Source organism: Pseudomonas sp. FDAARGOS_761 (genome assembly GCF_013343155.1).
Taxonomy (GTDB): domain Bacteria; phylum Pseudomonadota; class Gammaproteobacteria; order Pseudomonadales; family Pseudomonadaceae; genus Pseudomonas; species Pseudomonas aeruginosa.
The window spans coordinates 4,468,410-4,492,611 of record NZ_CP054572.1 but is presented as its reverse complement, the minus strand read 5'-3'; the positions used below and the strand labels follow the sequence as shown (position 1 = coordinate 4,492,611).

The window sequence follows — 24,202 nt, the reverse complement described above, 5'->3', positions numbered from 1 at the left end:
ATCTGCTTGCGACCCTTCCCGCATTCCTGCCATCCAGGGCTGCGGTCGCTTTCCAATGACAAGAACGATAGCTGAAGGATGTGTTCCAAAACCTTGCGTAGCGTTGCGCGTGAGGAAGCACGGCCGAATCCGCACGTAAGCCGGAAGGGCCGAGAACCTGAAGAGGAGTTGCCATGTTCGGATTGGAGGCTATCGACCTTGCCCGCATCCAGTTCGCGTTCACCGTGTCCTTCCACATCATCTTCCCGGCGATCACCATCGGGTTGGCCAGCTACCTGGCCGTACTGGAAGGCCTCTGGCTGAAAACGAACGAAGAGGTCTACCGCGACCTCTATCATTTCTGGTCGAAGATTTTCGCGGTCAACTTCGGCATGGGCGTGGTGTCCGGGCTGGTCATGGCGTACCAGTTCGGCACCAACTGGAGCCATTTCTCCGACTTCGCCGGGTCCATCACCGGTCCGCTGCTGACCTACGAGGTGCTCACCGCGTTCTTCCTCGAGGCCGGTTTCCTCGGCGTCATGCTGTTCGGCTGGAACCGCGTGGGACCGGGCCTGCATTTCTTCGCCACGGTGATGGTGGCGATCGGCACGCTGATCTCGACGTTCTGGATCCTCGCTTCCAACAGCTGGATGCAGACCCCGCAGGGCTTCGAGATCGTCGACGGCCGGGTGATCCCGGTGGACTGGGTGGCGGTGATCTTCAACCCGTCGTTCCCCTACCGCCTGCTGCACATGTCGGTCGCCGCGTTCCTCGCCACCGCCTTCTTCGTCGGCGCCTCGGCCGCCTGGCACCTGCTGCGCGGGCGCGACAACCCGGCGATCCGCAAGATGCTCTCGATGGCCATGTGGATGGCGCTGATCGTCGCCCCGGTACAGGCGCTGATCGGCGACGCCCATGGCCTCAACACCCTGGAGCACCAGCCGGCGAAGATCGCCGCGATGGAAGGCCACTGGGATAACAGCAGCGGCGAGCCGACCCCGCTGATCCTGTTCGGCTGGCCGGACATGCAGCGCGAGGAAACCCGCTTCAAGGTGGAGATCCCGGTGCTCGGCAGCCTCATCCTCAAGCACAGCCTGACCGAGCCGATCCCGGCGCTGAAGGACTTCCCGCCGGAAGACCGGCCGAACTCCACCGTGGTGTTCTGGTCGTTCCGGATCATGGCCGGCCTCGGCATGCTGATGATCCTGGTCGGCGTCTGGAGCCTGTGGCTGCGCTGGCGCGGCCAGGACAAGCTGTTCAACTCGAAGGCCTTCCTGCGCCTGACCCTGCTGATGGGACCGTCCGGCCTGATCGCGATCCTCGCCGGCTGGTTCACCACCGAGATGGGCCGCCAGCCCTGGGTGGTCTACGGGCTGATGCGCACCGCCGACGCCTCCTCGGCACAGAGCGTGACGCAGATGAGCCTGACCCTGCTGACCTTCGTGGTGGTGTACTTCTCGCTGTTCGGCGTCGGCATCGGCTACATGATGCGCCTGGTGCGCAAGGGCCCGGTCACCCATGAGGGACGCGAGACCAACCCGGGAGGCGCCGGGCAGAAGCGCACGCCGGCGCGGCCGTTGTCGGCCGCCGGCGAAGGTTTCGACGAAGAGCACGACGGCCACGCGCAAGCGGCCGACCGCGACCAGGACAAGAGGAACTGAGACATGGGTATCGATCTTCCCCTCATCTGGGCGGTCATCATCATCTTCGGCATCATGATGTACGTGGTGATGGACGGCTTCGACCTGGGCATCGGCATGCTCTATCCGTTCTTCAAGGACAGCGGCGACCGCGATGTGATGATGAACACCGTGGCGCCGGTCTGGGACGGCAACGAGACCTGGCTGGTGCTGGGCGGCGCGGCGCTGTTCGGGGCCTTCCCGCTGGCCTACGCGGTGGTCCTGTCGGCGCTCTATCTGCCGTTGATCTTCATGCTCGTCGGGCTGATCTTCCGCGGCGTCGCCTTCGAGTTCCGCTTCAAGGCCAAGCCGGCCAAGCAGCACATCTGGGACAAGGCGTTCATCGGCGGTTCGCTGGTGGCGACCTTCTTCCAGGGCGTGGCGCTGGGCGCCTTCATCGAAGGCATCCCGGTGGAGAACCGCAGCTTCGCCGGCGGTTCGCTGGACTGGATCGCGCCGTTCCCGCTGTTCTGCGGCCTGGCCCTGATCGTCGCCTACACCCTGCTCGGCTGCACCTGGCTGATCATGAAGACCGAAGGCCGCCTGCAGGAGCGCATGCACGACCTGGCGCGCCCGCTGGCGCTGGTGCTGCTGGCGATCATCGGGGTGGTCAGCCTGTGGACGCCGCTGGCCCATGCCGAGATCGCCGCACGCTGGTTCAGCCTGCCGAACCTGTTCTGGTTCCTGCCGGTGCCGATCCTGGTCCTGGTGACCTTCTATGCGCTGCTGCGCTCGGTGGCCAACAACGACCACGTGAAGCCGTTCGTGCTCACCCTGGTGTTGATCTTCCTCGGCTACAGCGGCCTGGGGATCAGCCTGTGGCCGAACATCATCCCGCCGGCGGTGAGCATCTGGGAGGCCTCGGCGCCGCCGCAGAGCCAGGGCTTCATGCTGGTCGGCGCGCTGTTCATCATTCCCTTCATCCTCGGCTACACCGCCTGGAGCTACTACGTGTTCCGCGGCAAGGTGAAGCACGGCGATGGCTATCACTGAGGAGGCGCCGCATATGGTCCGTACGCCGAGTCATCCCGAACGAGATAGCGCGGCCAAACCACCGCTCTGGCGACGCCTGGCCTGGTTGGCGGGTATCTGGACCGCCAGCGTGCTGGCCCTGGGCGTCGCCGCCTGGCTGATGCGCCTGTTCATGAGCGCGGCGGGGCTGGGCGTTCCGCACTGATCGACGATCCCATCCGGGCGCTCCGGCGCCCTTTTCCGAGAGCCCTCCGCTGGAGGGCTTCTTTTTGTCCGCCGATCCGCCAGTGCTTGGTGTTGCGCCGTAGGGCGTCAATCCTCGCGTTCCCGCCTTGCACCATGGCGGATAACCGCGCTGCGGTTATGCGCCCTACGGGAGCCTTGGCGGCGGATGCGCCCTAGCGGCGCCTTGGTAGGGCGAATGACGCCGCAGGCGTTATCCGCCGATTCGCGGTTGCTTGGCGTTGCGCCGTGGGGCATCAGTCCTCGCGGCCCCTGACCCGTGCCAGTTGCTCCAGTCGCCCCAGGTAGTCGCGCGGGGTTTCGCCGAGCAGGCGGCGGAACATGCTGCTGAAGGCCCGCGTACTGCCGTAGCCGAGGTCGCGGGCGACCACCTGCACGCTGTCGCCGGCCAGCAGGCGCGGCAGGGCTTCGGTCAGGCGCAGTTGCTGGCGCCACTCATGGAAGCTCATCTGCAATTCCTGGGCGAACAGCCGCGCCAGGGTGCGCGAGCTGGCGCCGACCCGCAGGCCCCAGTCATCGAGGGTCAGCCCCAGTTCCGGCTGTTTCAGCAATGCCTGGCAGATCGCCTGCAAGCGGCGGTCGCGGGGCATCGGCAGGTACAGCGGCATCCGTTCGAGGTTGGCGATCTCGCTGAGGATCAGCCCTTGCAGGCGCTGGCGGAAGTCGTCCAGGCGCGGCTGGCTCTCGAGGTGGATGGCGCGCAGGATCATTTCCCGCAGCAGCGGCGTCACCGCCAGTACGCAACAGTCGCTTAGCGGTGTCGGCGTTTCGGGTTGCTCGATGAACAGGGTGCGCATGTGCACCTCGCCGGACATGAATATCTCGTGCTCCACCCGGGGCGGAATCCATACCGCGCGGGTCGGCGGGATCACCCAGGCGCCGTGGTGGGTGGCCAGGCGCATCAGGCCGCGAGCGGCGTAGAGGAACTGCGCCTGCGGGTGGAAATGCCGCCCCAGGTGATGGCTGTCGGGGAAGTCGAGGGAGATGGCGGCCAGCAGGCCGTCCGGGCGGTGCTCGATCAGCATGTCCGTTTCGATGACCTCGCTGTCCTGTCTGCGCTTTTCGGTCAACCTATCATGCCCGGGTCATGACGCCCATTCCTCACCGACCATTCAGACCGCACGCCATGAACCGACCTCGAACCGTTATCCGCTTCATCAACGCCGCGCATGTCATCGACCACATGTTCATGCTGATCTTCCCCGCCGCCGTGCTCGGCATGGCCGGCAGCTTCGACCTCGACTACGCCGGTCTGATCGGCCTGTCGCTGGGCGGTTTCATCGCCTTCGGCGCCTGTTCGCTGCCGGCCGGCTGGCTGGGCGATACCTGGAGCCGGCGGCGGATGATGCTGCTGTTCTTCTTCGGTATCGGCGCCGCCGCACTGCTCACCGGGCTGGCCGGCAGCGTACCGATGCTGGTGACCGGGCTGACCCTGATCGGGGTATTCGCCGCGATCTACCACCCGGTCGGCACCGCGATGCTGGTGGCACACGCGGAGAACCGCGGCCGCGAGATCGGCATCAACGGCATGTGGGGTAACCTCGGGGTCGCCTTCGCCGCGCTGCTTACCGGCTTTCTCACCGCGCACTTCGGCTGGCGTGCGGCGTTCATCCTGCCCGGCGGGGTGGCCATCCTGCTCGGCATCGGCTTTTTCTTCTGCGTGCGCGAGGAGCCATCGCCGCACCTGTCGGCCAAGGCCGCGGCGCGTGGCGAGGACAGCGAGGGTCTGTCGATGCGCCGGGTGTTCGGCGTGCTGGCGCTGGTCACCGCCACCGGCGGGGTGGTGTTCAACGCCAGCACCGTGACCTACCCGAAGCTGTTCCAGGAGCGCCTGAGCGACTTGCTGGCGTCGCCGCAGACCCTTGGCGTGGTGGTCAGCCTGGCCTATGCCTTCGGCGCGGTGGCGCAACTGATCATGGGCCGCCTGATCGATCGCCTGAACCTGAAGTTGCCGTTCGTCTTCCTCACCTTCTGCCAGGTGCCGCTGCTGCTGGCCCTGGCCTACGGCCACGGCAGCGCAGTGGTACTGTTCGGCGCGCTGTTCATGTTCGCGGTGTTCGGCCAGGTGACGGTGAACGACGCGATGGTCGCCCACTTCGTCGCGCCGCAGTGGCAGGCGCGGGTCTTCGCCCTGCGCTATTTCCTGTCGTTCGGTGCCAGCGCGGCGGCGATCCCGATGATCGCCTACCTGGAGCCACGGCAGGGGCTGCTGGGGTTGTACCTGGTACTGGCGGGCTTCGCCGCGCTGACCTTCGCCACGGCGCTGGTGTTTCCGCGTCCGGCGCGCAGCGCCGCGGTGGGCACCTGAGGAAGAGGGCGCCCGGACAGTGCGAGCCGGCCGGGCGCCGATGGCTCAACGCCGTATCAGAGCAGTTCGAGCGCCACGGCGGTGGCTTCGCCGCCGCCGATGCACAGCGAGGCGACGCCGCGCTTGCCGCCTTTCTGGCGCAGGGCGTTGATCAGGGTGAGGATGATCCGCGAGCCGGTGGAACCGACCGGATGGCCCTGGGCGCAGGCGCCGCCATAGACATTGACCTTGGCATGATCGAGGCCGTGTTCGCGCATGGCGAGCATGGTGACCATGGCGAAGGCTTCGTTGATCTCGAACAGGTCGACGTCGTCCTTGCTCCAGCCGGTCCTGGCGAACAGGTTGGTCATCGCGCCGATCGGCGCCAGGGTGAACTCGCTCGGGTCCTGGCTCTGGGTGGCATGGCCGACGATTCGCGCCAGCGGCTTCAGGCCACGGCGCTGGGCTTCCTCGGCGGTCATCAGGACCAGCGCGGAGGCGCCGTCGGAGATCGAGCTGGCATTGGCGGCGGTGATGGTACCGTCCTTGCGGAACGCCGGCCTGAGGCTGGGGATCTTCTCCAGGTTGGCGGTCAGCGGTTGCTCGTCGTCCTTCACCACGCTCTCGCCCTTGCGGCTGGTGACGGTGACCGGGACGATTTCCGCCGCCAGCGAGCCATCGGCGATGGCGGCCTGGGCGCGCTTGAGCGATTCGATGGCATAGGCGTCCATCTCCTCGCGGGTCACGCCGTACTTGTCGGCGGTCTCCTGGGCGAACGAACCCATCAAACGGCCGGTACGGGCGTCCTCCAGGCCGTCGAGGAACATGTGGTCCTTGATCTCGCCGTGGCCCATGCGCAGGCCGCTGCGGGCTTTCTCCAGGACATAGGGCGCGTTGGACATGCTTTCCATGCCACCGGCGACCATCACCTGGTTGGTGCCAGCCTTGAGCAGGTCGTGGGCCAGCATCACCGCCTTCATCCCCGAGCCGCACAGCTTGTTGATGGTGGTGCAGCCGGTGGCGGCGGGCAGGCCGGCCGCCAGCGCGGCCTGGCGGGCCGGGCCCTGCTTCAGGCCGGCGGGCAGGACGCAACCCATGATCACTTCCTGTACGTCCTCGGCGGCGATGCCGGCGCGCTGCACCGCTTCGCGGATCGCGACGGCACCCAGGTCGACCGCGGAAACGCCGGCCAGGCTGCCCTGGAAGCCGCCCATGGGAGTACGGGCGCCGGCGACGATGACGATATCGGACATGGAACGTTACCTCTTGTTCTGGATAGGGTCTGAACGATTCAGTGGGCGGATTCTATCTTGTGACCAGGAGGCTCCGAAAGGTCACGGGGCAAATCACTCTTTTGACTGATGAACAAAGCCCGCCGACGGCTCTAGAGTCGGCCTCATCCTGACAACGAACCCGCTCCCAGGTGTACGCCCCATGCTGAAGACCCGTCTCATCCCGGCCGCCGCCGGCGCTTATCAGTATCCGTTGCTGATCAAGAGCCTGATGCTTTCCGGCCGTCGTTACGAAAAGAGTCATGAAATCGTCTACCGCGACCAGGTGCGCTACAGCTACGCCACCTTCAACGAGCGCGTCGCGCGCCTGGCCAACGTACTCAGCGAGGCCGGGGTGAAGGCCGGCGACACGGTGGCGGTGATGGACTGGGACAGCCATCGCTACCTGGAATGCATGTTCGCCATCCCGATGATCGGGGCGGTGCTGCATACCATCAATATCCGCCTCTCCCCGGAGCAGATCCTCTACACCATGAACCACGCCGAGGATCGCTTCGTGCTGGTGAACAGCGAGTTCGTCCCGCTCTACCAGGCGGTGGCGGGGCAGCTGGCCACGGTGGAACGGACCATCCTGCTCACCGACGGCGCGGAGAAGAGCGCGGAACTGCCCGGCCTGGTCGGCGAATACGAGTTGCTGCTGGCCGCGGCCAGCCCGCGCTACGACTTCCCCGATTTCGACGAGAACTCCATCGCCACCACCTTCTACACCACCGGCACCACCGGCAATCCGAAAGGTGTGTATTTCAGCCACCGGCAACTGGTCCTGCACACCCTGGCGATGGCTTCGACCATCGGCAGCCTGGACAGCATCCGCCTGCTCGGTACCAGCGACGTGTACATGCCGATCACCCCGATGTTCCATGTCCACGCCTGGGGCACTCCGTACGTGGCGACCATGCTCGGGGTCAAGCAGGTCTATCCCGGGCGTTACGATCCGGAACTGCTGGTCGAACTGTGGAAGCGCGAGAAGGTCACCTTCTCCCACTGCGTGCCGACCATCCTGCAGATGGTGATGAACGCCAGGGCTGCCCAGGGCGTGGACTTCAAGGGCTGGAAGGTGATCATCGGCGGCAGCGCGCTGAACCGCTCGCTCTACGAGGCGGCCAAGGCGCGCGGCATCCAGCTGACCGCCGCCTACGGCATGTCGGAGACCTGTCCGCTGATTTCCTGCGCCTACCTCAACGACGAACTGCTGGCCGGAAGCGAGGACGAGCGCACCACCTACCGGATCAAGGCCGGCGTGCCGGTGCCGCTGGTGGATGCGGCGATCATGGACGAACAGGGCCGCTTCCTCCCGGCCGACGGCGAGTCCCAGGGCGAGCTGGTGTTGCGCTCGCCATGGCTGACCCAGGGGTATTTCCGCGAACCCGAGCGCGGCGAGGAGTTGTGGCGCGGCGGCTGGATGCACACCGGCGACGTGGCGACCCTGGACGGCATGGGCTTCATCGAGATCCGCGACCGCATCAAGGACGTGATCAAGACCGGCGGCGAGTGGCTGTCCTCCCTGGAGCTGGAAGACCTGATCAGCCGCCATCCGGCGGTACGCGAAGTGGCGGTGGTCGGGGTGCCCGATCCGCAATGGGGCGAGCGCCCGTTCGCCCTGCTGGTGGTGCGCGAGGGCCAGCAACTGGACGCCCGTGGCCTGAAGGAGCACCTCAAGCCTTTCGTCGAGCAGGGCAACATCAACAAGTGGGCGATCCCCTCGCAGATCGCGGTTGTTACCGATATTCCCAAGACCAGCGTTGGCAAGCTGGACAAGAAGCGCATCCGTATCGAGATCGCCCAGTGGCAGGAAGCCGGCAGCGCCTTCCTGTCGACCGTCTGACGGGGCTTTCCTACACCGCTGAAACGCCCGGAGGCCAAGCAAACGCTTGGTCTCCGCGTTTTCGCGACCGCCCGGTCATTCTCCATCCGCCGCAAAGGCGCGAGCCAGAGTGGTTGCGCCGCGCAAATCACACTTTCGAGGGATCAAGTGGCAGGCAGCGCTAGCTATAGTCCACGCACTCATAACAAAAAACACACATGGAGTAGCGTCGATGACAACCCGTAATCCGTTCTCGCGTCGGGCCCGGTTGCCGTTGGCCGTCAGCCTGGCTTCCTCGCTGGCGGCTCCGGCCTTTGGGGTGACCTTCAACATCGGGGAAATCGAAGGTTCCTTCGACTCGGCGTTGTCGGTCGGGGCCAGCTGGTCGACCGCCAAGCCGAACAAGAACCTGATCGGTGTGAACAACGGCGGCAAGGGACTTTCCCAGACCTCCGACGACAGCCACTTGAACTTCAAGCGTGGGGAAACGTTCTCGAAGGTCTTCAAGGGCATCCATGACCTCGAACTGAAGTACGGCGATACCGGTGTGTTCCTGCGCGGCAAGTACTGGTACGACTTCGAACTGAAGGACGAGCACCGCGAGTTCAAGGACATCGACGACAGCGGCCGCAAGACCCTGGCCAAGTCCTCCGGCGCCGAACTGCTCGACGCCTTCATCTACCACAACTATGCCATCGGCGACCTGCCGGGCAGCGTGCGCCTGGGCAAGCAGGTGGTGAACTGGGGCGAGAGCACCTTCATCCAGAACGGCATCAGCGCCATCAACCCGATCGACGTCACCGCCTTCCGCCGGCCCGGCTCGGAGATCAAGGAAGGCCTGATCCCGGTGAACATGTTCTACCTGTCGCAGAACCTCACCGACAACCTGTCCGCCGAAGGCTTCTACCAGATCGAGTGGGACCAGACGGTGGTCGACAACTGCGGCACCTTCTTCTCCCAGCCGGACGTGGTGGCCGATGGCTGCGACCAGAACCTGGCGGTGCTGACCAACAACAAGGCGTCCATCAACCTGCTCAACAACGTGCTCGCCGGGGCTGGCCTGAGCGTTACCCCGTCGCCCTGGGACGAGGGCATCCTGGTCCGCCGCGGGCCGGACCGCGACGCTCGCGACAGCGGCCAGTACGGCTTCGCCCTGCGCTACTTCGCCGACGAACTGAACACCGAGTTCGGCGCCTACTACATGAACTACCACAGCCGCCTGCCGATCTTCAGCGGCCAGGGCGCCTCGGCTAGCACCATGGCGGCGATCAATGACCTCGCCACCCGCCTCGCCGCGATCAACCCGGCACTGGCCGCCCAGGCCGCGGCGGCGGCCACCGCCGGCAACTCCAGCTACTTCATCGAGTACCCGGAAGATATCCGCATGTTCGGCCTGAGCTTCTCCACCACGTTGCCCAACGGCACCGCGTGGAGCGGCGAAGTCAGCTACCGGCCCAACGCGCCGGTGCAGCTGAACACCACCGACATCCTCTTCGCCGGCCTCGACCCGGTGAGCATCGGCGGCAACCGCCCCTACGACAACGCCTCGGTGCTGAACGGCCAGGCCGGGCAGGACCTGCACGGCTATCGGCGCAAGGAGATCACCCAACTGCAGACCACCCTGACGCACTTCTTCGACCAGGTGATGGGCGCCGAGCGCCTGACCCTGGTGGGCGAGATCGGCTGGACCCACGTCGGCGGCCTGGAAAGCACCTCCAAGGCACGCTACGGGCGTGACCCGGTCTTCGGACCGGGGCCGCTGCCGGGGACCATCTCCGGCCTGGCCAGCTGCCAGGCGCTGAACATCAGCACGCTGGGCACCGCCGAAGCGAACAACGTCAGCCGCTACTGCGAGAACGATGGCTATACCACCTCGGACGCATGGGGTTATCGCGCCCGTGCGATCTGGGACTACAACGACGTGTTCATGGGCGTGAACCTCAAGCCCAGTGTGGCCTGGTCGCACGACGTCGATGGCTATTCGCCCGGCCCCGGCGCCAACTTCGAGGAAGGCCGCAAGGCGGTCAGCCTGGGGGTGGACGCGGAGTACCAGAACACCTACACCGCGAGCCTCTCCTACACCAACTTCTTCGACGGCAAGTACACCACCGTGGACGATCGCGACTTCGTCGCGCTCAGCTTCGGCATGAACTTCTGATGTACGCCGGCCCGGTGCGAACCGGGCCGGCGAGCAGGACTTAACGAGGACGACGAGCGAATGAAAACAACGAAGATTCTTCTGCATACCGGTGTACTGGCCCTGAGCCTGCTGGCCACCCAGGTGATGGCGGCGGTATCCGCCGACGAGGCGGCCAAGCTCGGCACCAGCCTGACTCCGTTGGGGGCGGAGAAGGCCGGCAACGCCGACGGCAGCATCCCCGCCTGGGATGGCGGCCTGGCGACCAACGCCGGCAGCGTCGACAGCCGTGGCTTCCTCGCCAACCCCTATGCCAGCGAGCAACCGCTGTTCACCATCACCGCGCAGAACGTCGACCAGTACAAGGACAAGCTGACTCCCGGCCAACTGGCCATGTTCAAGCGCTACCCGGATACCTACAAGATCCCGGTATACAAGACCCACCGCAGCGCCACCGTCCCGGCGGCGGTGCAGGAGGCGGCCAAGCGCAACGCCACCACCACCAAGCTGGTGGAAGGCGGCAACGGCCTGGAGAACTTCGATACCGCCAACCCGTTCCCGATCCCGCAGAACGGCCTGGAGGTGATCTGGAACCACATCACCCGCTATCGCGGCGGCAGCGTCCGGCGCCTGGTGACCCAGGCCACTCCGCAGGTCAACGGCTCCTACCAGCTGGTCTACTTCCAGGATGCCTTCACCTTCCGTACCAACCTGAAGGACTACAACCCGAACAAGCCGAGCAACGTGCTGTTCTACTTCAAGCAGCGGGTCACCGCGCCCTCGCGCCTGGCCGGTAACGTGCTGCTGGTCCACGAGACCCTCAACCAGGTCAAGGAGCCGCGCCTGGCGTGGCTCTACAACGCCGGCCAGCGCCGCGTGCGGCGGGCTCCGCAGGTGTCCTACGACGGTCCCGGCACCGCCGCCGACGGCCTGCGCACCTCGGACAACTTCGACATGTACAACGGTGCGCCGGACCGCTACGACTGGAAGCTGGAAGGCAAGAAGGAAATCTACATTCCCTACAACAGCTACAAGCTCGACGATCCGAAGATCAAGTACAGCGAAATCGTCAAGGCCGGCCACATCAACCAGGACCTGACCCGCTACGAGCTGCACCGCGTCTGGCATGTGGTCGCGACCCTGAAGCCGGGCGAGCGGCACATCTACGCCAAGCGTGACTTCTACATCGACGAGGACACCTGGCAGGCCGCCGAGATCGACCATTACGACGGTCGCGGCACCCTGTGGCGCGTGGCCGAGGCGCATGCCGAGCAGTACTACGACAAGCAGGTGCCCTGGTACGCGGTGGAAACCCTCTACGACCTGCTCTCCGGCCGCTATCTGGCGCTGGGCATGAAGAACGAGGAGAAACAGGCCTACGACTTCAACTACAGCGCTTCGGAAAGCGACTACACCCCGGCGGCGTTGCGCCAGGAAGGGGTGCGCTGAGAAACGGCGTTCCTAGCCACGAAGAAACCGGCCTTGTGCCGGTTTCTTCGTTTTCGCGGGCGGCGTGCCGCTCCGGCCGTCAATTCATTACAAAGTGTTTTCCCGCCTCGCCCGCGGATTCCGTCGTCGCCATCCTCCCGGCGGGCACCTGTGTGGCCGGGAAACGTTTGCCGCGCCTGGACCGCGCCGGGAAACCGGTCTTTCCTTGGTTATCGAGCTGAAGCGCCGGTGCGCTATTTCGTCCGAGCCGATGGATAGTGCTTCAAATAGCCATCACTTGTGGTTAGTCTCCGGAGCGTTCACGCCCCATACATAAACCAAGAAACCGGGTGATGACTGACTTCTCGCGCACCTTCTCGGGCACTCCATCCGCCGTCCTGCCGACGGCCAACCGCTTTTTCCGCCCCCCGCTGCCGTCGGCCCATGTGGCGCGCCCGCGTCTTTGCCGTCGACTGCGCGACGGACTGGACGGTCGCCTGCTGCTGATCGCCGCGCCCGCCGGATTTGGCAAGAGTTCCCTGGCCATCGAGTTCTGCGAAAGCCTCGACCCGCGCTGGCAGAGCCTCTGGCTGGGACTGAGCAGCCGCGAGAGCGATCCCGGACGTTTCCTCGAACGCCTGCTCGATGGCTTGCGACAGTACCACCCGACCCTGGGCGAAGAGGCCCTTGGCCTGCTGAAGATGCGCCAGCGCCACCAGCCGTTCGCCTTCGAGACCTGGCTCGACGACCTGCTCGACGAACTCGGCCCCTGCCTGGACCCGCAGCGCCCCCTGTTGCTGGTGCTGGACGACTACCACCTGGCCCAGGGCGCGGTGCTCGACCGCTGCCTGCAATTCCTCCTCAATCACCTGCCCGAGGGCCTGGTGCTGCTGGTCACCAGCCGGCAGCGGCCGGACTGGCACCTGGCGCGCCTGCGCCTGTCGCGGCAATTGCTCGAACTCAGCGAACAGGACCTGCGCCTGACCGCCGAGGAGAGTGGAGCGCTGATGGCCGCCAGCGGCCTCGAACTCGACGAGGACGCGCTGGACGCGCTGCTCGAGCGCAGCGAAGGCTGGGTCGCCGGGCTGCGCCTCTGGCTGCTGGCGCGCGGCGACCCAGAGGAGCAGGTCAGTCCCGGGGTACACGGCGCCGACGAGCTGATCCGCGACTACCTGCTGGAGGAGGTGATCGAGCGGCAGCCGCCCGAGGTCCAGGCGTTCCTCGCCCAGACCGCGCGCTTCGAGCGCTTCTGCGCCGAACTCTGCGATACCGTGCGCGAGGCCGGCGACAGCGCGGCGATCCTCGACCACCTGCAGCAGCACCAGGTCTTCCTCGTGCCGCTGGACGAAAACGGCCAGTGGTTCCGCTACCACCACCTGTTCTCCGACCTGCTGCTGGCGCGTCCCTTACCCGACTTCGGTCCGTCCGCCGGCTCCCTGCACCTGCGCGCCTGCGGCTGGTTCAGCCGCCATGGCCTGCTCGACCAGGCGGTGGAACAGGCGCTGCGCGCCGGCCAGCCGGACGTGGCGGCGAGCCTGGTGCAGAACCTGTCGGAAGAGCAACTGCTGGCGGAGCAGAACATCGCCACCCTGCTGCGCTGGAAGATGGACCTGCCGGACAGCCTCCTGGCGAGCACGCCGCGCCTGATCCTGCTGTACGGCTGGGCGCTGGCGCTGGCCTGCCAGCTGGATGCCGCGGAAGAGCTGGCCGGCCAACTGGCGCGTTTCCTGCCGGCGCCGGACGAGTCTGCGCAGCGCGACCTGCTGGCCCAGTGGCAGGCCCTGAGCGGGGTGATCGCGCGCGGCCGCGGCGACATCGACAAGGCCGAGGCGCACTGCCGCGAGGCCTTGCAGGACCTCGCCGGGGAGCGCTACGGCACTCGCCTGCAATGCCTGTCGACGCTGAGCAACCTGGCGGTGACCCGTGGCGACTTCTGGCAGGCGCGCAACTACAACCGCGACGCCCTGGAGTTCGCCCAGCGCTACGGCAACCCGCTGTTCGAGGCGCTGGTCCATTACGACCGCGCCCGCGTCCTCCAGGCGCGCGGCGAGGTGGCGCGCGCCGAGGAGGAGGTGCGCCAGGGCCTGGAACGCCTCCAGCACCTGCCGGCGCAACGCCGCTACGCGGTGCGCGGGCGGCTCCTGCTGTACCGCGGCTACCTGCGCAGCCTGGCGCTGCAGCCGGACGAAGCGCGCAAATGGATCAAGCAGGGAATCGAGGAAACCCGCAGTTGCCGGGATGTCAGCCTGGTGATCGGCTATTGCGTCCTGGCCAGCCTGGAAGGGCGCCTGGGCAACTACGCGGCGGCGTTCGCCCGGCTTGGCGACGTCGAGCGGCTGATGCATGCCTGGGATATCCCGCCGATCTACTACCTGGCGGCGATCACCCTGATCAAGTGCGAACTCTGGCTGGCCCAGGGCCAGACCGAACTGGCCGGCGTCTGGCTACAGCGCCTGGGCGGCACCTACGGCGGGCAGGCGGCCACGCCGCCGGAATGCAGTCCGCTGCTGCCGCTGCATGTGGAGTTGCTCCAGGCCGGCCTGGAGCGCCGCGAAGGACGCCCGGAGGAGGCCGCCCGGCGTCTGGATCGGCTGGCCCGCTCGACGCGGGAGAACGGCGCATTGCTGCCGGCTCGCCTGGCCCTCGGCCAACTGGCCGCGCTGCACCTGGAGCAGGGCCGCGAGCGCGAGGCGCTGGCGACCCTGCAACAAGCCATGGAGGGCGCAGTCGGCGGAGCCTTGCTGCCGCTCCACGAATTGCTCGTGCAGCAGCCGGAATGGTTGCGCGAACAGTTGCAGCGCTTCCCTGCCTGTCCCGGCGCCCAGCGCATGCGCGCGCTGTTGCCGGAGCCGCCCGCCGAGCCCGCGGGCAGTGCGGGCGAGGTGCTCAGCGGGCGCGAACTGGCGGTGCTGGAGCTGATCGCCCAGGGGTTGTCCAACCAGGAGATCAGCGAGCGGCTGTTCATCTCGCTGCATACGGTGAAGAGCCACGCCCGCCATATCAACGACAAGCTCGGCGTCGAGCGCCGCACCCAGGCGGTGGCGCGGGCCAAGCACATGGGGTTGTTGCGCTAGGCGCGCCACCCCATGTGCCTGGCGTGCTGGCTCAGGGCTTCCAGCGTCGCAGGAGCAGGGCGTTGCCGACTACGCTGACGCTGGAGAAGGCCATCGCCGCGCCCGCCACCATCGGGTTGAGCAGGCCGAAGGCCGCCAGCGGGATGCCGATCACGTTGTAGATGAAGGCCCAGAACAGGTTCTGGCGGATCTTCGCGTAGGTCCGCCGCGAGATGTCCAGCGCCGCCGGCACCAGGCGCGGGTCGCCGCGCATCAGGGTGATGCCGGCGGCGTGCATGGCCACGTCGGTGCCGCCACCCATGGCGATGCCGACGTCTGCGGCGGCCAGCGCCGGGGCGTCGTTGATGCCGTCGCCGACCATCGCCACCACCCGGCCCCGGCCTTTCAGCTCGGCGACCGTGGCGGCCTTGTCCGCCGGCAGCACTTCCGCGTGTACGTCGTCGATGCCCAGGGCCTTGGCCACCACCGCCGCGCTGCCGCGGTTGTCGCCGGTGATCAGGTGGCTGTGGATATCCCGTTCGCGCAGGGCCTCCACCGCTTCGGCGGCGCCGTCCTTGAGGCTGTCGCCGAAGGCGAACAGGCCGAGCACGCGTTTCTCCGGAGCCAGTTCCAGCAGCCAGGACAGGGTGCGGCCCTCGGCCTCCCAGTCCGCGGCGGCACTCGCCAGCGCGCCGGGCTTGAGTTCCTGCTCGTCGAGCAGGCGGCGGTTGCCCAGGGCCAGCCGGCGACCCTCGACCTCGCCCTGGATGCCGCGACCGCTGAGGGCCTGGCTGGCGTTCACCGGCGGAACCTCCAGGTCGCGCTCGGCGCAGCGCTCGAGCACGGCCTTGGCCAGCGGGTGCTCGCTGCCGCGTTGCAGGGCGCCGGCGAGCCTGAGCAGCTGCTCCTGATCGTCGCCGCCGAGGTGGATGATCTGCGGTCGCCCGGAGGTCAGGGTGCCGGTCTTGTCGAAGGCCACGCTGGTGACCGCATGGGCGACTTCCAGGGACTCGGCGTCCTTGATCAGGATGCCGTGGCGTGCGGCCACGCCGGTGCCGGCCATGATCGCGGTCGGGGTAGCCAGGCCGAGGGCGCAGGGGCAGGCGATCACCAGCACCGCCACGGCGTTCACCAGGGCCTGCTCCAGGCCGACCCCGGCGACCAGCCAGGCGCCGAGGGTGACCAGCGCGATGAGGATCACCACCGGGACGAAGACCTGGCTGACCTTGTCCACCAGCTTCTGGATCGGCGCCTTGGCGGCCTGGGCGTCTTCCACCAGGCGGATGATCTTCGCCAGCACCGTTTCCCCGCCGAGCGCGGTGGTGCGCAGGAGCAGGCGGCCTTCGCCGTTGATCGCGCCGCCGGTGACCTTGTCGCCGGGAGTCTTGGGCACCGGCAGGCTCTCGCCGGTGATCAGCGCCTCGTCGGCGTGGCTGCTGCCGTCGAGCACCTCGCCGTCCACCGGGAAGCGTTCGCCGGGACGCACCACCACCTCGTCGCCGAGGCGCAACTCGGCGATCGCCACCTCTTCCTCGCGACCGTCGCGCAGGCGCACCGCGCGCTCCGGGCGCAACGCCTCGAGGGCGCGGATGGCGCTGGCGGTCTGGCGCTTGGCGCGGCTTTCCAGGTACTTGCCGAGGAGGATCAGGGCGATCACCACGGTCGAGGCTTCGAAGTAGAGGTGCGGCATGTGGCCGGGCGGTGCGGTCAGCCAGAGGTAGACGCTGAGGCCGTAGCCGGCGCTGGTGCCGAGGGCGACCAGCAGGTCCATGTTGCCGGCACCGGCTTTCACCGCGCGCCAGGCGGAGACATAGAAGCGCGCGCCGATGACGAACTGCACCGGGGTCGCCAGGAGGAACTGCGCCCACGGCGGCAGCATCCAGTGCAGGCCGGCCCATTCCACCAGCATCGGCAGCACCAGCGGCAACGCCAGCAACAGCGCGGCGATCACCCACCAGCGTTCGCGGCGCAGGCGGCGCTCGGCATCGTCCTGGCGTGGTTGCCCCGCGTCGAGCAGGCGGGCCTTGTAGCCGGCCTGTTCCACCGCCTGCAGCAAGGCCTGGCTGTCCACGGCGCCGAGCAGCTCGAGGTGGGCGCGCTCGCTGGCCAGGTTGACGCTGACCTCGCGTACGCCGGGCACCTTCTTCAGCGCCCGCTCGACCCGGCCGACGCAACTGGCGCAGGTCATGCCCTCGATGGACAGTTCCAGGCTGCGCGCCGGAACCTGGTAGCCGGCCTGCTCGACCGCCGCCACCAGGGCCGGCAGGCTGTCCGCCGGGGCCTGTACGCGGGCCTGCTCGCTGGCCAGGTTGACCGAGGCGGCCGCGACCCCGGGCACTTTCTTCAGGGCTCGTTCGACACGGCCGGCGCAGGACGCGCAAGTCATGCCGCTGACCGGCAGATCGAGCTCGGTTAGCGTGGCGCTGTTCATGAGTCCTCCTTGGAATGGACAGAAGTGGCACCGCAGGCGCCCTGGGAGGCGCCGGTGAGATCTGTCGCCAGGTTCAGCCTTGACATCGTGTCAAGGTCAAGCCCCGGATTCATACAGGAAGGCGGCGCAGGACGCAGTGGCGGCTTTATGTCGCAGGAGCAGGGGGGAGGGGGAATGGCGCTGGAAAACCGTTGCGGCACGGAAAAGCACAGGGTTTTCACAGGGGTGGGACCGATAACACTAGACCTCGCGAAGGGCTGCGCCAAGGTATTTCGTCGCTTGCGGAAAAAAAACCTGCTGATGACGAAAAGTACTTTTTACCGTCATATTTTTTGCGGTATTTGTGGAACCGTAGACCGCCGAACCCTGCAGCACAGGTGGCGGCCCCGGCCCTCACCTCTGCTGTCAGGCTCTCCCCACCGGAAGAGAGAAGGCGGCTCGCCCCCCGGCGGAGCGCCGACCCGGCATTCCGTCGCCAGGCCCTTAGCAGAAGGTGATCGCGTATGGATGACCACGGACGTTCCCGCCCCACCCAGCCCACCCTGTACGTCCTCGATACCAATGTCCTGATCCACGATCCGAATGCCCTGTTGAACTTCCAGGAACACCGCGTCGCGATCCCGATGACGGTGCTCGAAGAGCTGGACAAGCTGAAGACCGGAAAGCACACCATCGCCGCCGAGTGCCGCCAGGCCATCCGCCTGATCGACCAGGTACTCGGCGAGGCCACGCCCGAGCAGGTCGAGGGAGGGGTACCGATCCAGCGTGGCAAGAACGGCCCCAGCGGCAGCCTGTCGATCCTCATGAGCAAGCGTGCCGAGCCCATCACCTGGCTGCCGGAGCACCTCAACGACAACAAGATCATCAACCAGTTGGTCGAGCTGAAGAGCCGCCACAGCGGCGTGCGCGTGGTGCTGGTGACCAAGGACATCAACATGCGCCTGAAGGCGCGCGCCTGCGGGGTGGACGCGGAGGACTACCACACCGACCAGCTGATCGACGACGTGGCCCTGCTGTCGCGCGGCTACCATTCCCTCGCCGGCTCTTTCTGGGACCGCGTGAGCAAGGTCGAGACCCGCCAGGACCACGGCCGTACCTGGCATCGCGTGCAGCTCACCGACAACCTGCCGGCGGTGCACATCAACGAGTTCATCGTCGACGAACAGGGCTTCGTCGGCTGGATCAAGGGCATCCAGCAGGACGAGCTGACCATCCTCGACCTGCACCAGGAGCCGCTCCTGCACCAGGAAGCCTGGGGCCTGCGGCCACGCGACGTGTACCAGTCGCTGGCGCTGTACGCGCTGCTCGACCCGGACATCCACCTGGTCAACCTGTCCGGTGCCGCCGGTTCCGGCAAGACCATCCTGGCGCTCGCCGCGGCCATCGAGCAGACCATGGTCAGCAAGCGCTACCGGCGCATCATCGCCACCCGCAGCGTGCAGGGCCTGGACGAGGACATCGGTTTCCTGCCCGGCACCGAGGCGGAAAAGATGGAGCCCTGGCTCGGCGCCATCACCGACAACCTCGAAGCGCTGCACATGGACGACGAATGCACCCATGGCAGCGTCGACTACATCCTCAGCAAGGTGCCGTTGCAGTTCAAGTCGCTGAACTACATCCGCGGGCGCAGCTTCCAGCAGAGCCTGATCCTCATCGACGAATGCCAGAACCTCACGCCGCACCAGATGAAGACCATCATCACCCGCGCCGGCAGCGGTTCGAAGGTGATCTGCCTGGGCAACCTGGCGCAGATCGACACGCCCTACCTGTCCGCCACCAGCTCCGGCCTGACCTACCTCACCGAACGCTTCAAGGACTTCCCCCACGGCGTGCACGTGACCCTGCAAGGGGTGCCGCGCTCGGTGCTGGCGGAGTACGCCGAGGCGCATATGTAACCACGCGGCGTCGCAGGCGTTGCGCTGCGCCCGGCCTCGAGCCGGGCGCAGCGGCTGGCGTTCACGGATCTGCAACATGTCCTAGACTTCGGGCCCCAGTTCCGGGAGTCCGCCGTATGGCTTTCGCCGCATCCGTGATTCGCACCGTTTCCGGCCTCGAAGTCGAGGTCATGCATGCCTATGCCAGGATCGTCGAGGGCACCGACCCGGAAGCGCTGCACGATCTGCGCGTCGCCGCCAGGCGCCTGCGCAGCCTGTTGAAACCGTTGCGCCTGGGGGCTCTGGCCGAGGACCTGGATCGCGCGGCGAAAGCCCTCGGGCAGGCCACCAATCCGATCCGCGACATGGAAGTGATGGCGGCCGAGCTGGAGCGCCATGGCCTGCTGATTCCGGCTTCGCTGCGCAGGCAGGCGGTGCTCCGCTGGTATCGGCAGGCAGGGAGCAGTCCACAGATCAAGGATTTGCTGGACGCACTGGACGCCTGGCCGGACGGTGTCCGGCGGGCGATGACGGAAGGTCGCCTCGACGATCTCGAGGCGGAGGCGAGCAAGCGAATCAGGCACCAGTTGCGCAAGCTGCTGGCGGCGCTCGACGATCCCGGACACGATCTTCACGACATCCGCCTGTTGGTAAAGCGCGCACGTTATTCGCAGGAGGCCTACCCGGACCTCTGCCCTCTGCCGGGAAAGGTGCTCGACACGCTGAAAACGCTACAGACCATGCTGGGGGATTGGCACGACCACCAGCAATGGTGCCTCAGGGCCGAAGAGCAGGCCGACCTGCGCCCCCTGAGCGCGGAATGGCGCAGGTCCGAGGCCGCCGCCCTGGACCGGGCCGAGGAATCCGTTCGGCGCCTTGCCAGGTTGCTGGGGAAAGCCATCGGCCGCACCTGAGCGGGTCGGCTACCTGGCCTGGCGGATTATCCGGGGCTTGGGCGAACCGGGCAGCGCGTGGGGGGCTTCGATCCGCTCGCGCAGTTTGCGCAGATATTCCCGACCTTCCCGTTCGGTATGGAAGGGGATGCGATAGGCGCCGACCTGGACGATCCATCCGCCCTTGGTCGAAGGGTGCATTCGCAGTTGCATGGGGCACCTCCCTGTGGGCCCTGTCCAGCGCTCCCGGCGCGGTATAGGTATTGACCAACGCTAGTCGAGCTTTCTCGACGCCGTCATCAAACCTTCATCTACCTTTCAGGACTGGCAGGTCGCCGGGAGGCACGGCGACTGGGGCGTCGCTGGTGGCGCGGCTCAGGAGCGTTCCCCATGGGGGCGGTTCTTCACTGCCAGGAACAGCCGGACCCGGTCGTTCAGCTCCTGCAGGACATGGCTGAATCCTTCCAGGCCTTCCTGGAGGGTCGGGTCGCTGCAGCTCCAGGCGAGGGTCTGGGCGGAGTGCGGCAACTGTGCGAGTTCGTCGGTGTCTTTGTCGCAGAGGTCGATGAGATAGTCGAAGGACTCCCCGGCGAAGGTCTCCAGCGGCTTGCTACTCAACCCTTGGGTCGGGATGCCGGCGTGTTCGAGCACGCTCAGGGTGCGCGGGTCGACGCCAGCGGGGCGCACGCCGGCGCTGAACGCGGCGAAATGTTCGCCGTCGGTGTGCCGCAGGATGGCCTCGGCGATCAGGGAGCGGGCGTCATTGGCGATACAGACGAAGAGTACGCGCAGTCGGTCCGTCATCTTTCCGTTCTCCGGAGCGGGAAGCCTGTTGCGATCTTAGTCCGATCGTCACGGACCGGCAGGGCTGTCAGGAAAATTTCACCGGGTGGTCATTCGCCAACGAGGGCATACCTCTTTCTGTATACAATCATTCCCCTTCAGAATCCGGCCAAACCATCCCCGCTCGCGTCCCAGGGCTTACAATGACTGGCCAGTACCTTCCATCAGGAGCACCCACGTGCTGACCCATCTCGATTCCCAGGGCCGCGCCAACATGGTCGACGTCACGGAAAAGGCCGTGACCTCCCGTGAAGCCACGGCCGAGGCCGTGGTGCGCATGCGCCCGGAAACCCTGCAACTGATCCAGGACGGCGGCCATCCCAAGGGCGACGTCTTCGCCGTGGCGCGGATCGCCGGCATCCAGGCGGCCAAGCGCACCCACGAACTGATCCCGCTGTGCCATCCGCTGCTGCTCACCAGCGTCAAGCTCGAACTGCAGGCCGAGGCGCCGGACGCCGTGCGCATCCGCGCGCGTTGCCGGCTGGCCGGGCAGACCGGCGTGGAGATGGAGGCGCTCACCGCCGCCAGCGTCGCGGCCCTGACCATCTACGACATGTGCAAGGCGGTGGACCGCGGGATGGTCATCGAGCAGGTCCAGTTGCTGGAGAAGCTCGGCGGCAAGAGCGGCCACTACCGCAAAGAGGAGGAAGGGCAGGCATGATCCGCGTGCAGTATTTCGCCCGTTACCGAGAAGCCCTCGGCGTCGACGGCGAGCAGTTGAACTGGGACGCCGGGCTGGCGACCCTCGGCGCCTTGCGCCAGCTCCTGGTGGAGCGCGGCGGGGCCTGGGAGCGTACCCTCGGCGAGCAGAACCTGATGTGCGCGCGCAATCAGGAACTGTGCGGCCTCGACGAGCCGTTGCAGGACGGCGACGAAGTCGCCTTCTTCCCCACCGTCACCGGAGGTTGAACCCATGGCCATCCGCGTCCAGCAGGCCGCTTTCGATCCGGGGCAGGAGCTTAACGCCCTGCATGCGCAGAACGTCGGCATCGGCGCGGTGGTCGGCTTCGTCGGCTACGTGCGCGACTTCAACGACGGTCGCGAGGTCGGCGGGATGTTCCTCGAACATTATCCGGGCATGACCGAGAAGGCCCTCGGCAAGATCGCCGCCGAGGCCGGGCAGCGCTGGCCGCTGCTGCGCCTGGAGATCCTCCACCGCATCGGCCGCCTGGAGCCGGGCGAGCCGATCGTCTTCGTCGGTTGCGCCAGCGCCCACCGGCAGGCGGCGTTCGACGCCTGCAACTTCGTCATGGACTACCTGAAGACCCGCGCGCCGTTCTGGAAGAAGGAAGACACCGCCGAAGGCCCGCGCTGGGTCGAAGGCCGCTGCAGCGACCAGGCCGCCGCGCAGCGCTGGGAGGAGTGACGGCTACCTCCTCGCGCCGCCGGCTTACCTCTTCGGAGGAATAGCCAGCCGGGGGCCCGCGGTTCAGGCTGAGGCATCGCCCGTTCCGAGGACTCCCTTCCATGAGCCACCTGGCCACCTCCACCTTCCAGCCGCTGAACATCGCCATCCTCACCGTCAGCGACACCCGTACCCTGGAAACCGATACTTCCGGCCAGACCCTCGCCGACGCGCTGCTGGCCGCCGGTCATCGCCTGCACCAGCGGAGCCTGAAGACCGATGACATCTACCAGATCCGCGCGGTGGTCTCGGCCTGGATCGCCGACCCCGAGGTACAGGTCGGCCTGATCACCGGCGGCACCGGTTTCACCGCGCGGGACAACACCCCGCAGGCGGTCGGGCCGCTGTTCGAGCGCGATGTCGAGGGCTTCGGCGAACTGTTCCGCCAGGTCTCGCAGCGCGAGATCGGCACTTCCACCATCCAGTCGCGGGCGCTGGCCGGGCTCAGCAACGGTACCCTGGTGTGCTGCCTGCCCGGCTCGCCGGGTGCCTGTCGCACCGCCTGGAACGAGATTCTCCTGGCGCAACTGGACAGCCGCACCCGCCCGTGCAATTTCGTCCCGCACCTGAAGACCCCGCCAGCCTTGGCGCCGGTGGCCGGCTGCGGGTGCCGCTCGTGAGCGCTTGCGCCTGCGATGGCGGCCAACTGCGCCCGCTCGACGAGGCGCTGGCCGAACTGCTGGCGCGCGCGCCGCGCCCGCCAGCCTGCGAGAGCCTGGCCCTGGAGCGGGCGCTGGGACGAGTGCTCGGCGAGGACCTGCTGGCGCCGATGGACCTGCCGCATTGGGACAACAGTGCGATGGACGGCTACGCCTTGTGCTCCGCCGACCTGCCGCGCAGCGGCGGCAGCCTGACGGTCGGCGCGCGGATCGCCGCCGGCGACACCCGCGGCATGAGCCTGCCGCTGGGCCAGGCGGCGCGGATCTTCACCGGCGCGCCGCTGCCGACCGGCGCCGACTGCGTGGTGCCGCAGGAACTCTGCGTGGTCGACGGCGAGCGCGTGCAGTTGCCGCCGGTGAGCGCCGGCCAGCATGTGCGCCGGCGCGGCGAGGAGTTGCGCCGCGGCGCGCCGGTGCTGCGTGCCGGACAGCGCTTGCGCCCGCAGGAACTCGGCCTGCTGGCGAGTCTCGGCGTCGCCACGGTCTCGGTGCGTCGGCGCTTGCGCATCGGCCTGCTGAGCAGCGGCGACGAATTGCGCGAGCCCGGCCAGACACTGTTGGCCGGGCAGATCTACAACGCCAACCGTTACTGCATCGGCGCCTTGCTGCGCGGTCTCGGCTTCGAGGTGCACGACGAGGAAGTGCTCGCCGACGAACTGGTGGCCAGCCGCGATGCGCTCAGCCTGGCGGCCTCCGAATGGGACGCGCTGGTCACCAGCGGCGGGGTCTCGGTAGGCGAGGAAGACCACCTCAAGCGCGCCATCGCCGAGCTTGGCGAGGTCAACCTGTGGCGCCTGGCGATCCAGCCGGGCAAGCCGTTCGCCTTCGGCTCCGTGGCCGGCAAGCCCTGGCTGGGGCTGCCCGGCAACCCTGCGGCGGCGCTGGTCACTGCATTGCTGGTGGCGCGTCCGTTCCTGCTTCGCCAGCAGGGACTGTTCGACGTAGTGCCGCGGCCGCTGGCGCTGCCGGCGGCCTTCGACTGGCCGCAACCGCGGGCGCGTCGCCAGTACCTGCGGGCGCGGCTCGATGAACGGGGGCGGGTGGAAATCCACCCGCAGCAGGGCTCGGCGATGCTGCTTGCCGCCAGTTGGGCGGACGGGCTGGCGGTGATCGAGCGCGGCGCCACCCTGGGCGTGGGTGATGCGATCGACTTTCTGCCGTTCTCCGCACTGATGGCCTGAGGCCTTCTTGATCCCGGTCAAGCGCCGACCGGGAGCGTCTTT

20 protein-coding genes are annotated in these 24,202 nt (G+C 67.3%); 15 read left to right on the top strand and 5 right to left on the bottom strand.

Features of this window, described 5'->3' with window-relative positions:
• The first annotated feature begins 173 nt into the window (after positions 1-173).
• From cioA to FOC67_RS20850, 3 genes are read left to right on the top strand one after another with little or no spacing between them, the layout of a single operon-like run.
• Positions 174-1,640, top strand: a complete 1,467-nt coding sequence (cioA, locus tag FOC67_RS20860; RefSeq protein ID WP_003093054.1) for a cyanide-insensitive cytochrome bd quinol oxidase subunit I — start codon at positions 174-176, stop codon at positions 1,638-1,640.
• Positions 1,641-1,643: 3 nt separating this feature from the next.
• On the top strand, positions 1,644-2,651 hold the full coding sequence (gene cioB, locus FOC67_RS20855; protein WP_003093053.1) for a cyanide-insensitive cytochrome bd quinol oxidase subunit II: 1,008 nt from the start codon (positions 1,644-1,646) through the stop codon (positions 2,649-2,651).
• A gap of 13 nt (positions 2,652-2,664) precedes the next feature.
• Entirely contained in the window at positions 2,665-2,835 is a 171-nt protein-coding gene (locus FOC67_RS20850; protein ID WP_003093052.1) for a DUF2474 domain-containing protein, read from the top strand.
• A 274-nt stretch (positions 2,836-3,109) separates the two neighbouring features.
• On the opposite strand, the gene FOC67_RS20845 is transcribed toward FOC67_RS20850, so the two are convergent.
• On the bottom strand, positions 3,110-3,898 hold the full coding sequence (locus FOC67_RS20845) for a helix-turn-helix domain-containing protein (protein WP_003137733.1): 789 nt from the start codon (positions 3,896-3,898) through the stop codon (positions 3,110-3,112).
• 101 nt (positions 3,899-3,999) lie between these two features.
• Between FOC67_RS20845 and FOC67_RS20840 the strand changes: the two genes are divergently transcribed.
• A complete protein-coding gene (locus tag FOC67_RS20840) occupies positions 4,000-5,181 on the top strand; it encodes an MFS transporter (protein ID WP_009313399.1) in 1,182 nt (393 codons plus the stop codon).
• Between the two features lie 56 nt (positions 5,182-5,237).
• Here FOC67_RS20840 and FOC67_RS20835 read toward each other — a convergent pair whose 3' ends face one another.
• Positions 5,238-6,413, bottom strand: coding sequence for an acetyl-CoA C-acyltransferase (locus FOC67_RS20835; protein WP_003103022.1), 1,176 nt, complete (start codon positions 6,411-6,413; stop codon positions 5,238-5,240).
• 181 nt (positions 6,414-6,594) lie between these two features.
• On the opposite strand from FOC67_RS20835, the gene FOC67_RS20830 reads away from it, so the two are divergent.
• The 4 genes from FOC67_RS20830 to FOC67_RS20815 all read left to right on the top strand — a co-directional run bounded on the left by FOC67_RS20830 (position 6,595) and on the right by FOC67_RS20815 (position 14,895).
• Positions 6,595-8,277, top strand: coding sequence for a fatty acid--CoA ligase (locus tag FOC67_RS20830; RefSeq protein WP_009313400.1), 1,683 nt, complete (start codon positions 6,595-6,597; stop codon positions 8,275-8,277).
• A gap of 211 nt (positions 8,278-8,488) precedes the next feature.
• Complete coding sequence (locus FOC67_RS20825; RefSeq protein WP_003132618.1) at positions 8,489-10,414, top strand: DUF1302 domain-containing protein; 1,926 nt, start codon at positions 8,489-8,491, stop codon at positions 10,412-10,414.
• A gap of 60 nt (positions 10,415-10,474) precedes the next feature.
• The gene (locus FOC67_RS20820; protein ID WP_003103009.1) at positions 10,475-11,842 is read left to right on the top strand and encodes a DUF1329 domain-containing protein; all 1,368 of its coding nucleotides are present in this window, start codon (positions 10,475-10,477) and stop codon (positions 11,840-11,842) included.
• A gap of 332 nt (positions 11,843-12,174) precedes the next feature.
• A complete protein-coding gene (locus FOC67_RS20815; protein ID WP_009313401.1) occupies positions 12,175-14,895 on the top strand; it encodes a helix-turn-helix transcriptional regulator in 2,721 nt (906 codons plus the stop codon).
• A 31-nt stretch (positions 14,896-14,926) separates the two neighbouring features.
• On the opposite strand, the gene copA1 is transcribed toward FOC67_RS20815, so the two are convergent.
• Positions 14,927-17,305 carry a copper-translocating P-type ATPase CopA1 gene (copA1, locus tag FOC67_RS20810; protein ID WP_009313402.1) on the bottom strand — a complete coding sequence of 793 codons (2,379 nt, stop codon included), beginning with the start codon at positions 17,303-17,305 and terminating at the stop codon, positions 14,927-14,929.
• A 503-nt stretch (positions 17,306-17,808) separates the two neighbouring features.
• Between copA1 and FOC67_RS20805 the strand changes: the two genes are divergently transcribed.
• Both FOC67_RS20805 and FOC67_RS20800 read left to right on the top strand, forming a co-directional pair.
• The gene (locus FOC67_RS20805) at positions 17,809-19,200 is read left to right on the top strand and encodes a PhoH family protein (protein WP_003093038.1); all 1,392 of its coding nucleotides are present in this window, start codon (positions 17,809-17,811) and stop codon (positions 19,198-19,200) included.
• 116 nt (positions 19,201-19,316) lie between these two features.
• Positions 19,317-20,093: a CHAD domain-containing protein gene (locus tag FOC67_RS20800; RefSeq protein WP_003110790.1), complete on the top strand. Its 777-nt coding sequence runs from the start codon at positions 19,317-19,319 to the stop codon at positions 20,091-20,093.
• Positions 20,094-20,102: 9 nt separating this feature from the next.
• Here FOC67_RS20800 and FOC67_RS20795 read toward each other — a convergent pair whose 3' ends face one another.
• Together FOC67_RS20795 and FOC67_RS20790 are read right to left on the bottom strand one after the other, a co-directional pair.
• A complete protein-coding gene (locus FOC67_RS20795) occupies positions 20,103-20,285 on the bottom strand; it encodes a hypothetical protein (protein ID WP_003110789.1) in 183 nt (60 codons plus the stop codon).
• A 162-nt stretch (positions 20,286-20,447) separates the two neighbouring features.
• A complete protein-coding gene (locus FOC67_RS20790) occupies positions 20,448-20,876 on the bottom strand; it encodes an arsenate reductase ArsC (RefSeq protein WP_003093032.1) in 429 nt (142 codons plus the stop codon).
• Positions 20,877-21,093: 217 nt separating this feature from the next.
• On the opposite strand from FOC67_RS20790, the gene moaC reads away from it, so the two are divergent.
• The 5 genes from moaC (at position 21,094) to glp (ending at position 24,160) form a co-directional block, all read left to right on the top strand.
• Positions 21,094-21,576, top strand: a complete 483-nt coding sequence (gene moaC / locus FOC67_RS20785) for a cyclic pyranopterin monophosphate synthase MoaC (protein WP_003093030.1) — start codon at positions 21,094-21,096, stop codon at positions 21,574-21,576.
• The gene (moaD, locus tag FOC67_RS20780) at positions 21,573-21,824 is read left to right on the top strand and encodes a molybdopterin converting factor subunit 1 (protein ID WP_003110788.1); all 252 of its coding nucleotides are present in this window, start codon (positions 21,573-21,575) and stop codon (positions 21,822-21,824) included. The genes moaC and moaD overlap by 4 nt, the downstream gene beginning before the upstream one ends.
• 4 nt (positions 21,825-21,828) lie before the next feature.
• A complete protein-coding gene (moaE, locus tag FOC67_RS20775) occupies positions 21,829-22,281 on the top strand; it encodes a molybdopterin synthase catalytic subunit MoaE (protein ID WP_003093025.1) in 453 nt (150 codons plus the stop codon).
• A 101-nt stretch (positions 22,282-22,382) separates the two neighbouring features.
• Entirely contained in the window at positions 22,383-22,940 is a 558-nt protein-coding gene (gene moaB, locus FOC67_RS20770) for a molybdenum cofactor biosynthesis protein B (RefSeq protein WP_009313403.1), read from the top strand.
• Positions 22,937-24,160 carry a gephyrin-like molybdotransferase Glp gene (gene glp / locus FOC67_RS20765; RefSeq protein WP_003114306.1) on the top strand — a complete coding sequence of 408 codons (1,224 nt, stop codon included), beginning with the start codon at positions 22,937-22,939 and terminating at the stop codon, positions 24,158-24,160. Before moaB ends, glp begins: the two co-directional genes overlap by 4 nt.
• Positions 24,161-24,202 lie beyond the last annotated feature (42 nt).

Excerpts from the sequence above, each read along its gene's own strand:
- FOC67_RS20850 (WP_003093052.1), top strand. The coding sequence starts at position 2,665 with ATGGTCCGTACGCCGAGTCATCCCGAACGAGATAGCGCGGCCAAACCA.
- FOC67_RS20835 (WP_003103022.1), bottom strand. The coding sequence starts at position 6,413 with ATGTCCGATATCGTCATCGTCGCCGGCGCCCGTACTCCCATGGGCGGC.
- FOC67_RS20825 (WP_003132618.1), top strand. The coding sequence starts at position 8,489 with ATGACAACCCGTAATCCGTTCTCGCGTCGGGCCCGGTTGCCGTTGGCC.
- moaE (WP_003093025.1), top strand. The coding sequence starts at position 21,829 with ATGGCCATCCGCGTCCAGCAGGCCGCTTTCGATCCGGGGCAGGAGCTT.
- FOC67_RS20800 (WP_003110790.1), top strand. The coding sequence starts at position 19,317 with ATGGCTTTCGCCGCATCCGTGATTCGCACCGTTTCCGGCCTCGAAGTC.
- FOC67_RS20795 (WP_003110789.1), bottom strand. The coding sequence starts at position 20,285 with ATGCAACTGCGAATGCACCCTTCGACCAAGGGCGGATGGATCGTCCAG.
- cioB (WP_003093053.1), top strand. The coding sequence starts at position 1,644 with ATGGGTATCGATCTTCCCCTCATCTGGGCGGTCATCATCATCTTCGGC.
- FOC67_RS20840 (WP_009313399.1), top strand. The coding sequence starts at position 4,000 with ATGAACCGACCTCGAACCGTTATCCGCTTCATCAACGCCGCGCATGTC.
- FOC67_RS20815 (WP_009313401.1), top strand. The coding sequence starts at position 12,175 with ATGACTGACTTCTCGCGCACCTTCTCGGGCACTCCATCCGCCGTCCTG.
- FOC67_RS20820 (WP_003103009.1), top strand. The coding sequence starts at position 10,475 with ATGAAAACAACGAAGATTCTTCTGCATACCGGTGTACTGGCCCTGAGC.
- moaB (WP_009313403.1), top strand. The coding sequence starts at position 22,383 with ATGAGCCACCTGGCCACCTCCACCTTCCAGCCGCTGAACATCGCCATC.
- FOC67_RS20845 (WP_003137733.1), bottom strand. The coding sequence starts at position 3,898 with ATGCTGATCGAGCACCGCCCGGACGGCCTGCTGGCCGCCATCTCCCTC.
- FOC67_RS20805 (WP_003093038.1), top strand. The coding sequence starts at position 17,809 with ATGGATGACCACGGACGTTCCCGCCCCACCCAGCCCACCCTGTACGTC.
- moaD (WP_003110788.1), top strand. The coding sequence starts at position 21,573 with ATGATCCGCGTGCAGTATTTCGCCCGTTACCGAGAAGCCCTCGGCGTC.
- cioA (WP_003093054.1), top strand. The coding sequence starts at position 174 with ATGTTCGGATTGGAGGCTATCGACCTTGCCCGCATCCAGTTCGCGTTC.
- FOC67_RS20790 (WP_003093032.1), bottom strand. The coding sequence starts at position 20,876 with ATGACGGACCGACTGCGCGTACTCTTCGTCTGTATCGCCAATGACGCC.
- FOC67_RS20830 (WP_009313400.1), top strand. The coding sequence starts at position 6,595 with ATGCTGAAGACCCGTCTCATCCCGGCCGCCGCCGGCGCTTATCAGTAT.
- copA1 (WP_009313402.1), bottom strand. The coding sequence starts at position 17,305 with ATGAACAGCGCCACGCTAACCGAGCTCGATCTGCCGGTCAGCGGCATG.